The organism is Haemophilus sp. HN_Hi10 (assembly GCF_049821985.1).
GTDB lineage: Bacteria > Pseudomonadota > Gammaproteobacteria > Enterobacterales > Pasteurellaceae > Haemophilus > Haemophilus influenzae_D.
Map to the genome: position 1 here is coordinate 817,641 of NZ_CP187495.1, position 12,909 is coordinate 830,549.

10 protein-coding genes and 2 tRNA genes are annotated in these 12,909 nt (G+C 37.3%); 6 read left to right on the top strand and 6 right to left on the bottom strand.

Annotated features, from left to right (window positions below):
• Positions 1-1,212: a uroporphyrinogen-III C-methyltransferase gene (locus ACPT8Q_RS04130; protein ID WP_050949040.1), complete on the bottom strand. Its 1,212-nt coding sequence runs from the start codon at positions 1,210-1,212 to the stop codon at positions 1-3.
• 306 nt (positions 1,213-1,518) lie between these two features.
• Between ACPT8Q_RS04130 and ACPT8Q_RS04135 the strand changes: the two genes are divergently transcribed.
• From ACPT8Q_RS04135 to ACPT8Q_RS04150, 4 genes are all read left to right on the top strand, one after another.
• Positions 1,519-4,050 (top strand): class I adenylate cyclase, encoded by a 2,532-nt coding sequence (locus ACPT8Q_RS04135; protein WP_061671447.1) that lies wholly within the window; start codon positions 1,519-1,521, stop codon positions 4,048-4,050.
• A gap of 73 nt (positions 4,051-4,123) precedes the next feature.
• Complete coding sequence (gpsA, locus tag ACPT8Q_RS04140) at positions 4,124-5,131, top strand: NAD(P)H-dependent glycerol-3-phosphate dehydrogenase (protein ID WP_050949048.1); 1,008 nt, start codon at positions 4,124-4,126, stop codon at positions 5,129-5,131.
• Positions 5,132-5,142: 11 nt separating this feature from the next.
• Complete coding sequence (gene cysE / locus ACPT8Q_RS04145; RefSeq protein WP_050848931.1) at positions 5,143-5,946, top strand: serine O-acetyltransferase; 804 nt, start codon at positions 5,143-5,145, stop codon at positions 5,944-5,946.
• Positions 5,947-6,145: 199 nt separating this feature from the next.
• Entirely contained in the window at positions 6,146-7,531 is a 1,386-nt protein-coding gene (locus ACPT8Q_RS04150) for a DASS family sodium-coupled anion symporter (RefSeq protein WP_038439489.1), read from the top strand.
• A 142-nt stretch (positions 7,532-7,673) separates the two neighbouring features.
• Here the strand turns inward: ACPT8Q_RS04150 and folD are convergent, their stop codons facing one another.
• Positions 7,674-8,522 (bottom strand): bifunctional methylenetetrahydrofolate dehydrogenase/methenyltetrahydrofolate cyclohydrolase FolD, encoded by an 849-nt coding sequence (gene folD / locus ACPT8Q_RS04155; protein WP_425622311.1) that lies wholly within the window; start codon positions 8,520-8,522, stop codon positions 7,674-7,676.
• 184 nt (positions 8,523-8,706) lie between these two features.
• Between folD and ACPT8Q_RS04160 the strand changes: the two genes are divergently transcribed.
• Both ACPT8Q_RS04160 and ACPT8Q_RS04165 read left to right on the top strand, forming a co-directional pair.
• Positions 8,707-8,783 (top strand) — tRNA-Pro (locus ACPT8Q_RS04160).
• A 47-nt stretch (positions 8,784-8,830) separates the two neighbouring features.
• Positions 8,831-8,907 (top strand) — tRNA-Arg (locus tag ACPT8Q_RS04165).
• Positions 8,908-9,051: 144 nt separating this feature from the next.
• Here the strand turns inward: ACPT8Q_RS04165 and fucP are convergent.
• From fucP to fucK, 4 genes are read right to left on the bottom strand one after another with little or no spacing between them, the layout of a single operon-like run.
• Positions 9,052-10,338 carry an L-fucose:H+ symporter permease gene (gene fucP / locus ACPT8Q_RS04170; protein WP_112070977.1) on the bottom strand — a complete coding sequence of 429 codons (1,287 nt, stop codon included), beginning with the start codon at positions 10,336-10,338 and terminating at the stop codon, positions 9,052-9,054.
• Positions 10,339-10,376: 38 nt separating this feature from the next.
• Positions 10,377-11,027, bottom strand: a complete 651-nt coding sequence (fucA, locus tag ACPT8Q_RS04175; protein WP_005658574.1) for an L-fuculose-phosphate aldolase — start codon at positions 11,025-11,027, stop codon at positions 10,377-10,379.
• Between the two features lie 19 nt (positions 11,028-11,046).
• Positions 11,047-11,481 (bottom strand): L-fucose mutarotase, encoded by a 435-nt coding sequence (gene fucU / locus ACPT8Q_RS04180; protein WP_005661544.1) that lies wholly within the window; start codon positions 11,479-11,481, stop codon positions 11,047-11,049.
• Between the two features lie 13 nt (positions 11,482-11,494).
• A complete protein-coding gene (gene fucK / locus ACPT8Q_RS04185) occupies positions 11,495-12,907 on the bottom strand; it encodes an L-fuculokinase (RefSeq protein WP_061671446.1) in 1,413 nt (470 codons plus the stop codon).
• Between the last annotated feature and the right edge of the window lie 2 nt (positions 12,908-12,909).

Genomic DNA, 12,909 nt, shown 5'->3' on the forward strand with positions numbered 1-12,909 from the left:
TTATTGTTGTGATTCAGGTTGTGTTGGTTTAACAGCTTCTACTTTAGGCATTGTATCAATCGCTTTGTCTGCTTCAATTTCCACTTTTTGTATATCTAAAGCTGTACGATTAAGATATTTGTCAAGTAATGTTAAACTTTTTAATTGCTCTGGTACATCTACATAAATAGAAGTATCAGAGAATCCATCTACTAATTTTAAGAAATTTTGTGTTACTTCAGAGTTTGTATCAAAATAGCTACGAACCCAAGAAGAAACAGCTTCTAAAGATTGCTTATAAAGTTCATTTTGCTGACGAGGAACTGCCATAATTGCAAGCTGTAAACGTAGACGAATGTTCTCACGAAGATAAATATCTTGATTTGGTGCAAGTAATTCTTTTTTATTTGAATTTTGTTTTGGCGAAATACGAATAAAATGATTTAGGAAAGAGGTTGCACTTTTTTCAATATTTTGTTGCCAGTCAGTAATGTTGTTCGATAATTTATCATTATTTTTAGATGTTTCATCAAAATTTACATTCAAAGCTTGTAATTCATCGACTGTGTTTGCAAGCTGTGACAGTTTTTGCATTACCGCATTTTGATCCACACTTGAAAGTGAAAGGAGTTGTTTTAAATCTTGATTGATTGCACTACGAATTTCATTTGCCTGTGAATTATTAACCTTGACGAGGGCTTCATCAGCTAATTTTAATAAAGAAACCGCTGTATCAACATCGTTATCTAAAACAAGTTTACGCAGGGCATTATTTAGTAAAAAATCAGCTTCGGAAAATAACCAATCGCTAGGTTGCTGTGCGATGGTAAGCTGATTTATTTGTTTCATTTGAGTTTGTAAGGATGCTATTTCCCCTGTTTTGCTTACAATCAATTGTTCCAGTTGCGCTATATTTTCTTGTGCAGTTTTTAAACCCTGTTCTAATTGTGTAAGTCGTTTATTGTTGTTGGTATTATTTGAGGAAAGATCTGCTCCCGTTTGATTTTCAAGTGCGGTTAATTTCTGTTGAATTTTAGCCATTTGCTGCTGACCAAAATAGTATCCAGCTCCACCAATACTTAGCGCAACAAGTATTGCGAATAAACTTAATGCTGTACCTGTTTTTTTCACAATAGTTTGCGGAACAGATTGCATTGTTTCAGTTTGTTCAACTGCTGTTTTTTGCGTATCTGTGAGTTGTTCAGTGAGGTTGTTAGATTGCTCTTTTGCCATATCAATTCCTTAATAAGTGATATTGAGTAAGGTATTTTATAATACTTTTGCGTTGATAAGAAAAATATCAAGCTATCCACTAATAATAGAAAATATAGATTTTTATATCGGTAGAATTAAGTTATTTACGCAATAAAATTAGGCATTATTCTACCACTCTTAGGTAAAAAAGTCATTTTGATTGTTGATAGGTAAAACTTATAATATATTTTAAAAAAATTGTGATTTATGTCACATTTTTTTGCATTTATACTCCCTAAGTGGTAAATTGTTCGCCAATTTTTGTTGTTCTGGTAGGGACACCACGTGGAATGTAATCTAGCACAAGCAAAACAATGGGTTAGCGCCTTGGATCAACGCCGTTTTGAGCGTGCATTACAAGGTTCAGGCGATGCATTCCAACACGTTTTAGCGATTGCGCCTTTACTTCTACACCTAAACCATCCGCAACTTCCCGGCTATGTTATTCACGCCCCCTCTGGCATTGCGAATTTCCTTGCTTCTGATTATCAAAAAAAATGGCTCACCAATGAATACAGTATTCACTATGCCGATCATAAGCCATCAACACTCAAAAGTGCGGTAAATTTTCACGAAGTTTTACCACCAATTCTAGGCGTTTATGTAATGGGTAGCTTTGGCTCAATAAGTCAAACGTCCTCTTCAGATCTTGATACTTGGATTTGTGTCCGTGATGGCTTGAGTCCAGATGAATATACACTTCTTACTCAAAAAGCCAAGCGGATTAGTGAATGGGCAATGCAATTTAATGTGGAAATTAATTTTTATTTGATGGATCAACAACGTTTCCGCAATGAACATTATGCTGATCCACTAACTATTGAAAATAGCGGCTCTGCGCAATATATGTTATTGCTTGATGAGTTCTATCGCTCCGCCGTACGTTTGGCTGGTAAACCTCTACTTTGGTTGCATTTATGGGTGGAAAATGAAAAAGACTATGAAAAAGAGGTGGCGCGTTTAATTACAGAAGGGGAAATTGATCCAAATGATTGGGTGGATTTCGGCGGTTTAGGACAATTTTCTGCAAACGAATATTTCGGTGCCAGTTTATGGCATCTTTATAAAGGGATTGATTCACCTTATAAATCTGTGCTCAAAATTTTGTTGTTGGAAGCCTATTCCAAGGAATACCCAAACACTTGCTTAATTGCCCGCACTTTTAAGCAAGATTTACTTTCAGGCAATACCAATCCTGATCACCATTTTGATCCTTACATTGCCATTCTTGCAAAAGTAACCCAATATTTAACCGCACTTTCTGAATTTAAACGTTTGGATTTTGTGCACCGTTGTTTCTATGTGAAAGCAACGGAAGATTTTGCGCGTTACCAAGCCAATAATTGGCGTATTCGTTATATGGAAATACTTGCGCAAGAATGGGGATGGTCTGCAGAAACGGTAAAACATCTCAATAAGCGTCCATTTTGGAAAATTAAGGCAGTAAAAGAAAACCACGATAACATAATGAAATTTTTAATGTTGAGTTATCGTAATTTAGTGGAATTTGCTCGAAAGCATCACATTCACTCGAGCGTCGTGCCACAAGATATCAACATTCTTTCTCGTAAACTTTATACTGCTTTTGAAGAACTTCCCGGCAAAGTGTCCTTACTCAACACACAGATATCTCACAATTTATCAGAAGCACACCTGACTTTTGTGGAAGTTCGTGGCAATAAACATTTTAAAGATGGTTGGTACCTTATCAATCAACCAATACACCATATTATGTTCTCCAAAGAACGGGTGATCGAATACGGAGAAAGCCTGAATAAATTAGTTTCTTGGGCTTATTTCAATCATTTACTCACAGAAAAAACCAAATTGTCAATTTTTAGCAAGAATGTGACTTTAAGCACATTACAACGCTTTGTCACTAACTTACGTCAGTCTTTTCCAAGCACCATCGCCAAACAACCTAAAAATAGCGATTTATTGAATCAATGTGAAATTCGTAGCTTGTTTATTGCCATAAATCTCACCACCGATCCAACATCCAAAATAGAAGAAGTATTAACCGGTATTTCATCGCGAGATTTATTTAGTTTTGGATCCCTCGAGCAAAGCCTTGTGGGCAGTATCGATTTTACTTATCGTAACGTGTGGAACGAAATCCGAACGCTCCATTTTGAAGGGCAAAATGCCATTTTGCTTGCACTAAAAGTGCTTTCTAACAAAATTTATCGTGGCGTTAATCGCCCAGATTCCATCCAAGTCTATTGTTATAGTGAACGTTATCGCCAAGATTTACGTCAATTAGTGATGGGATTAGTCAATCGATGCGTTAGCATCCAAGTAGGCGATATTCAACAACCTTGCCAAACGTCACGTTTACGCGTAGCGGGTAAAAACTGGCAATTATTTTTTGAAGATCGCGGGATCAGCTTACAAGAAATCGGAAATGAATCGGTCTGTAATGAAGCTGAAAGTGCGGTAGATTTTGACGAAGTTTTACAAACGCCAATTGAAGATGGCGAGACAAACCAAGAAAGTCGTCGCTATCCACCAGAAATGGATGCCTTCGCAAGTGAAGGATTTCTACAATTCTTTTTTGAAGATAATTCCGATCACAGCTTCAATGTTTACATTTTAGATGAATCTAATCATCTCGAAATCTATCGCCATTGTGATGGAGAAAAAGATGAAAAAGTGCGGGAGATTAATCAACTTTATCAAAATGCCAAACAGGAAGGCGATAAAAATCCTTACAATATCGTTCAACATAATTTTAACTACCCTCAATTTTATCAACTACAAAATGGAAAAAATGGCATATCCATTGTGCCGTTTAAATTTCGTCCAATGAATAAGTAATATTTTCCTGTAGTTGATAGGGAGTGCAAATATATCTATACTTATTCCATCTTTTACTGGATAAATTGTGGATATGATAACTTCGCAAACACCAATCACTGTGCTAGGTGCGGGATCTTATGGAACTGCACTGGCAATTACCTTTTCTCGCAATGGTTCTCCCACTTACTTATGGGGGCACAATCCCACCCATATCGCACAAATGCAGACAGAACGACAAAATTATCGTTTTTTGCCGGATGTCATCTTTCCTGAGGATCTTCATTTAGAAAGTAATCTTGCACAAGCAATGGAATATTCTCAAGATATTTTAATCGTGATGCCAAGCCATGCTTTCGGTGAAATTCTTATAAAAATCAAACCGCACTTAAAAGCCCATCACCGATTAATTTGGGCAACAAAAGGTCTGGAACGTAACACAGGGCGTTTACTACAAACCGTAGTTGAAGAACAACTCGGAACGCAATATCCACTAGCTGTACTTTCTGGACCAACTTTTGCAAAAGAATTAGCGCAAGGTCTACCATCAGCTATTACGCTTGCTGCCAATAACGAGCAATTCGCGCGGGAATTTCAGTCTCGTATTCATTGTAGTAAACATTTTCGAGTCTATATAAATTCGGATATGATTGGCGTTCAACTTGGTGGTGCAATTAAAAATGTGATCGCAATTGGCGCAGGTATTTCAGATGGAATGGGACTTGGTGTAAATGCTCGTACAGCACTGATTACTCGAGGTATTGCAGAAATTACCCGCTTAGGTATCTCGCTCGGTGCAAATACCAATACATTTATGGGAATGTCTGGATTGGGCGATTTAGTGCTAACTTGCACCGATAATCAATCGCGCAATCGACGTTTTGGATTAATGCTAGGTGAAGGATTAGATGCCAAAATGGCTATGGAAAATATTGGGCAAGTCGTGGAAGGTTTTTATAATACAAAAGAAGCCTATGTGCTTGCACAAAGACAAGGTGTGGAAATGCCGATTACAGAACAAATTTATCAAATGCTGTTTTGTGGTAAAAGTGCAAAAGATGTAGCAATCAGCCTTTTGGGGCGAGAATGTAAAGGCGAATAAAAGGAGAAATTATGACATTAGATGTGTGGCAACATATTCGCCAAGAAGCCAAAGAACTTGCCGAAAACGAACCTATGCTTGCGAGTTTTTTTCACTCTACAATTTTAAAGCATCAAAATCTGGGCGGTGCGCTAAGTTATTTATTGGCGAACAAATTAGCCAATCCTATTATGCCAGCTATTTCTCTCCGTGAAATTATTGAAGAAGCCTATCAAGCCAATCCGTCGATCATTGATTGTGCTGCTTGTGATATTCAAGCTGTCCGCCACCGAGATCCCGCTGTAGAATTGTGGTCCACTCCATTACTTTATTTAAAAGGTTTCCACGCAATTCAAAGCTATCGAATTACCCACTATTTATGGAATCAAAATCGTAAATCCCTTGCCCTTTATTTACAAAATCAAATTTCAGTGGCTTTCGATGCCGATATTCATCCTGCAGCGAAAATTGGTCACGGTATTATGTTCGATCACGCAACGGGCATTGTTGTAGGGGAAACATCTGTAATTGAAAATGACGTCTCAATTTTGCAAGGCGTAACGCTTGGTGGTACAGGAAAAGAATCGGGCGATCGTCATCCAAAAGTACGCAAGGGTGTTATGATTGGGGCTGGAGCAAAAATTCTTGGTAATATTGAAGTGGGCAAATACGCTAAAATTGGCGCAAACTCTGTTGTGCTTAACCCTGTTCCTGAATATGCCACCGCAGCGGGTGTGCCAGCTCGAATTGTAAGTCAAGATAAAGCAGCAAAACCTGCCTTTGATATGAACCAATATTTTATTGGTATTGATGATAGCATGAATTTGAATATTTAGGGAAATAAAATGATTAATAAATATACTTAATTCTGTTTGAGCGAATAGTCCAATTTTTGGAATAAAGATAATAGTACACCGTGTTTTTTATTAAAATTTGTTGTTCTCGATCACATTTCTGAATATTGCTCGTTGCATCTTTATAACATTCATTTAACATTGAACCCTATTTAAGTGATAGCCCTAACGGAGGAACTTTATGGGTGAGATGGCATCTTTAAAAAGTCATAAAAACGGCATTATTTTTATTTTAGATATTGTGCTGTTTTTTGTGTTATTAAATGTATTACCTTTTGAACCAAAAGCTAATTCTGGTTTGGCATTATTAGCTTTTATCGCAGTACTTTGGTTAAGTGAGGCATTGCACGTTACTATTACTGCGTTATTAGTTCCACTTTTGGCTGTGGCATTGGGATTAGTTAGCACTAAACAAGCTTTAGTTGGTTTTGCTGATCCGACAATATTTTTATTTTTTGGTGGCTTTTCCTTGGCGACAGCATTGCATATTCAAAAACTTGATAAATTGATTGCCAATAAGATTATGGCACTAGCACGCGGTAATTTATTTATCGCAGTTATTTATCTCTTTTTGATTACAGCTTTTCTCTCTATGTGGATGAGTAACACTGCAACTGCTGCAATGATGCTACCGCTTGCAATGGGTATTTTAAGCCAGCTTGATCGTGAAAAAGATCATAATACTTATGTGTTTGTGCTATTAGGGATCGCTTATAGTGCATCAATTGGTGGTATGGGAACCCTTGTAGGAAGTCCACCAAATGCAATTGTAGCAAGTAATTTAAATTTAACTTTTTCTGATTGGTTATGGTATGGCTTACCAATAATGATTATTTTGTTGCCGTTGATGATTGGGATTCTTTACATTATTTTCAAACCAAAACTTCATCTCAATTTTGAACAGACCTTTGAAAATATTGAAATGAATCCTATGCGTATATTGACGTTTATTATTTTTTCAGTCATTGCTTTAACGTGGATATTTAGCGGTAAAATTAATCCGTTTATTTCAGGATTGCTAGGCTTACAAAAAAATATTGCAAGTTTTGATAGTATCGTAGCCCTATTGGCGGCAATTGTTATTTGTTCAACAGGCGTTGCAAGTTGGAAACAAATTCAATCAAATACCGATTGGGGCGTATTAATGCTTTTCGGTGGTGGATTAACATTAAGTGCGGTGTTGAAGGATTCTGGTGCAAGTAAAATTTTAGCGGATAGCATTGTCTTTATGATTGATGGGCAACATTTCTATCTTATTGGTTTATTAGTTGCGGCGTTTATTATTTTCTTAACTGAATTTACTTCTAATACAGCGAGTGCGGCGTTACTTGTACCTATCTTTATTTCTATCGCTCAATCATTGGGTATGCCAGAAATTGGTTTAGCATTAATTATTGGTATTGGTGCATCTTGTGCCTTTATGCTACCAGTGGCGACACCACCAAATGCGATTGTATTTGGCTCTGGTCAAGTAAAACAAAGTGAAATGGTTAAAGTTGGTTTCTTACTGAATTTAGTCTGTGTTGTCGTGATTGCCACTGTAGCTTATATGTTCTGGCTTAAATAATATAGGATTGTTTACTTTTAAGTTTAAATGATGATTGAAGATTATAAATTTAAACGTGAGAAGTACAATAAAGCCATTTAAATAAATGGGTTAAAGCAAATGAAAGCTTTAACCCATTTTTTATAACAGTTCTATACAAAAGCTATTTATTGTGTTCATAAGCATAAAGCGTATTGCTCATCAACATTGCAACAGTCATTGGCCCAACACCACCAGGTACTGGCGTAATATACGCCGCTTTTTCGGCTGCTTTGTCAAATTCTACATCGCCTACTAATTTTCCATCTACACGGTTAATTCCAACATCAATTACTACCGCACTTTCTTTGATCCAATCGCCAGAAATTAAATTTGGTTTACCTACCGCGACGACAAGTATATCTGCTTGGCGAACGTGGTTTTCTAAATCTTTAGTGAATCTATGTGTTACTGTGACGGTTGCACCTGCTAGTAATAATTCTAAAGACATTGGACGACCGACAATATTAGATGCGCCTACAATTACTGCGTGCTTGCCGTGTAAATCAATGCCCGTTGTTTCTAATAGTTTCATCACACCATAAGGTGTACAAGCTCGTAAAGTTGGAATACGTTGGCATAACCGCCCAACATTATAAGGATGAAAGCCATCTACATCTTTTTTAGGATCGATACGTTCAATAATGGCTTCCGCATTAATTTGTTTTGGTAAGGGGAGTTGCACCAAAATACCGTCAATATTTTTATCTGCGTTAAGTTCGTCAATAATCGCTAATAATTCATTTTGCGTAGTTGTTTCAGGGAGGTCATAAGATTTAGAGAGAATACTGATTTCTTCACAACTTTTACGTTTATTGCCCACATAAATTTGCGAAGCAGGATCAGCACCAACGAGGATTACAGCAAGTCCCGGAGCGCGTTTTCCTTGTTCAATATAATGGGTTATTTTATCTGCCAAACGAGCTTTAATTTGTTTTGAAAGTTCAGTACCAGAGATGATTTTTGCGGTCATTGAGCTATCCTTAATATGATTATGTGATGAAAAAGAAAGCGTTTGCTATTTTAACGAACAATGATTTTTTTACAATGAAAAAGGGGGATTTTTCCTAAAGTGGAATAATTTTGAACAATCAAGTTGAAAAATCAAAAATTTCATTGACTGAAATAAAAACAAACTTATAATTGACCGCACTTGTCGGCGAGTAGCGCAGCTTGGTAGCGCAACTGGTTTGGGACCAGTGGGTCGTAGGTTCAAATCCTATCTCGCCGACCACTTCTTTCATATTTTCTTGAAATTTTTACAAAAGAAATCCTTTGAATGCGCCCTTAGCTCAGCTGGATAGAGCAACGCCCTTCTAAGGCGTGGGTCAAAGGTTCGAATCCTTTAGGGCGTGCCATTTGTTATTTGTTTAACTAGACTCTGTCTAGTTTTTTCAAATATAAGTCTTTTAGTTTGTTAGATTTTATGTTCGTGATCTGCATCATTTGAGTGAAGAAGCTTAAATACACTCTTGATGATGCAGATAAAAACAATATTTTGGTTATTTAAGTATTTTCCAAGCTCTGAAGCCGTAAACGGCAATTACTACAAAACAGATTAATGGTAGGATAAAGGAGAAATTTACTGCTGGAAGTCCCATAACTTCGCCTTGGTCAATAATCATTCCTTGTAGTGGTGGCATTAATGCGCCGCCTACAATAGCCATTACTAAACCTGCAGCTCCTAATGTCGATTCCTCTTTTAAGCCATAGAGGGCAATACCATAAATGGTAGGGAACATTAAAGACATAAAACCTGAGGTCAAAATTAGGCAGTATAGACCCCATACACCGTCAATAAAGATAACTCCGAGAATACTTAAAAAACCACCAATAGCAAAGAGCATCAGCATAAATTCTGCTTTTAAATATTTCATTAATGCCGTGCTAATAAAGCGACTGCTAATAAAAATAGCCATAGCAATGATGTTAAAGTTTTGCCCTTCAGCTTTAGTAAAACCTAAACGTTCAGCGTATTGTACGATAAATGTCCAACACATGATTTGAACACCTACGTAAAAGGCTTGTGCGATCACGCCTTCACGATATTTGGCTTTTTGAGCCAGTCGACTTACTGCTGTTTTAAAGCTGATTTGTCCGGACTCTTCTATTTTTACGGCTGGCATTTTTTTCAATCCAATGATAATAAACACTGCAACCACGACAAAACCGAGTGCTATGTAAGGATCGCGAATTTCAGCTAAATCATGGGTGCGAATACTCATTTTTTCTGCTTCAGACAGGGTGTGGAAAATCAAATTACCTGCAGCATCACGTTTGTCAGATTCAAGATTAGTTAGGACTAACTGGGAAGCAACAAACATACCTGTAATTGAACCAAGTGGATTAAATGATTGTGCGAAATTTAAACGTCGAGTAGCTGTTTGAGGATCGCCCATTGCGAGAATATAAGGATTGGCAGTGGTTTCCAAAAAAGCGAGCCCAAAGGTTAAAATATAAAGGGAGACTAAAAAGAAATTAAATATTTCATATTGTGCAGCTGGCCAAAATAAAAATGCACCTATTGCATAAAGAGCAAGCCCCAGAAGAATCCCCGCTTTGTAGCTATAGCGACTTGCAAATAATGCCGCAGGAATAGCCATTGTGCCGTATCCTCCATAAAAAGCTAATTGTACCAATGCCGCTTCTGAGGCTGGAATTTCCATTACTGTTTGAAATACTGCGACCATCGGATTGGTAATGTCGTTGGCAAATCCCCAAAGAGCAAATAAGCTAGTAATAAGCACAAAGGGGACGATGAATTTCTTTTCTAAAACTTTGGCGTTCATAATGTTTTCCTCATGTAAGTGATGGGGTATAACAAGGTTTAGGATTCTTCAATACGTAATCCATAGGTGTGGAATTTACCTAACACTACCTGCATTTGCTCTTTGCTGAGCAGTGGAATTTCTAATCCTGTAGAGAGTAATTTCAAATACCAAGATGCTAATACTTCTACTTCTTGTGCAAGCCATAAAGCTTTATCTAGGTTTTCTCCGCAAGTGATTAAACCATGGTGTGCTAGTAAAATGGCTTTACTTTCTTTGATTCCTGTTGCGACATAACTAGCTAATTCGTGAGTACCAAATGTTGCGTAAGGTACACAAGGAATATGATCTGTGCCGCCTACGGCTACCATATAATGAATTGCAGGAATAGGTTTTTCGAGAATGGATAAGCCTGCACAGTGAATGGAATGATTGTGGACAACGGCATTTGCTTCAGGGCGAGTATGATAAACACTCAAGTGAAATTGCCATTCGCTTGATGGTAATTTATTTTCTTCGTGTTTACCATTTCCATCAACATAAACAATGTTTTCTGGCTTCATTAAGTGATATGGCATACCTGTCGGGGTAATCAGCATTCCATCTTTATAACGAACACTAACGTTTCCCGCCGTGCCTTGATTTAAACCTAATTTTGTCATTTCAAGACAAGTATCAATGATTTTTTGTGATAATTCTGTTCTGTTCATTTTGTAATACCTCTATTGTTTATAAAATGGGAGTAACCCCTTTTTTAATGATAATGTTGCCATATTTTGCGATCTCACCACTGACAACAACAGCATAAGCCTGTTTAGCGCGTGTATAAAAATCGAAGCGTTCTAGACAGGTTAAATTTGGTGTGAAACCGACCGCACTTTTAATCGCATTTAAGTAACGAGTTTCAACATTCGGATCTAAAGAATCTCCCTCAACTGCTTTCATCATCAACAGAGGGGCATCAACATAAGCATCAAATTCAAATAAGGGAGTTATTGCTTCAAGTAAAATATCTATAGATATACCATCTGCACGTATTACATTTTTATGTAGTGAATGTGCAGGAAAATGAGCGTCAGCTAGAACTATTTCATCGCCATGTCCCATTTCGGCGAGGGTTTTCAGTAATTCAGGGGAAAGAGCTGGGTGAATACCTTTTAGCATTTTGTTGTTCCTTCTAATTTGGGTAAATTCTTTTTCTTGTTGGTTGCATCTCTTGCTGTGCTACGTTTACATTTTCGTAAATGCCTACGCCTGCAAAGGTAAACATTCCGGCACCGAGTACAGTACTTTCAGCAATGTCCACAACATCAATCGGTAAATTTAAGGTGTTTGCACGGATTTGATTCCACAATACATTTTTTGAGCCACCCCCAACACAAATTAAGCTTTTAGCTTGGAACTGACTGACTTGCTGTAGCACGGATAAACCGTTTTTGAGTTGATTTGCCATATGTTGTAATGCGCTGACATAAATTTCTCCACGAGTAGCAAACATGGAAAGTCCACTGATATTACCTTGTCCTAGTTGGCTAAAAATACCTTCAAAATTGACCGCACTTTTTCCTGCATGAAAAGCCTGTTCTCCCTCTTTGATCATTGTGGTGTAATAGTGATCGCTGCCATAAACATCGGAAAATAATAATTTACCTAACCATTCTATGACGCCAGAACCCACCCATTGCACCGCTGGGTTAAAGCAATTGGATTGTGCATCAAATTCAGTGGTTAAGCCTTGAGAAACAAACTCAAATCTAGGTTCTGCGTGCTGGGTTCTAGCCATTAAGATTTCCCAAGTGCCAGAACTTAACACAGGCTGATTCAGCCCAGCACCAGACCCAAACACAGCAAATTGGGTATCATGTCCACAAGAAATGACAGGTACAGGATTTAACCCCCATTTCTGGGCTAATGGTGTACGTAATTTTCCAACTTTTTCACCTGCATAACGCATAGGAGGGAAATGGTTATTACTTAAACCCAGCGAGGCTAAAATCGATGGATCCCAATTACCGTTAGTAAGGTTTGTCATCATTGATGTTCCCGCCATTGTGTGATCTGTTGTGAATTGACCAGTTAAGCGTTGAGTGAGCATTGATGAAATAAACACGAATTTAGTCATTTTTTGGAAAATATCTGGCTTATGTGTTTTTAACCAATGTAATTTAAATAAAGTATTAAAACTGTATTGACCAATGCCGTTACGTTGATAAAGGGATTTGATATCTAATTGATTAGATAGATTTTCCATTACTGGTATGGTTCGTGGACACTTCCATGAAATAATCGGATAAAGCTGTTGATCATTTTCATCAAAAGGTGCACCATCCACGCCGAATGTGGTAACAGATATTCCTACAATATCTTTTAAATCAATACCTTGTTGCATTAATTGATTGAAGGTTTGAGTTGCACAAGAGGTTAATTTTTGCCAGATTTCTTCAATATCCCAAATATGATAATCAGATGATTCCATTCCTTGTTTTGTATTATTAGCAAGATGATGGGAGGCAAGAATTTGTCCTTTTTCATTTATCGCAATGGTGCGTAAATTTGTTGCGCCACAGTCAAAAATCAATGCGATAGCCATAA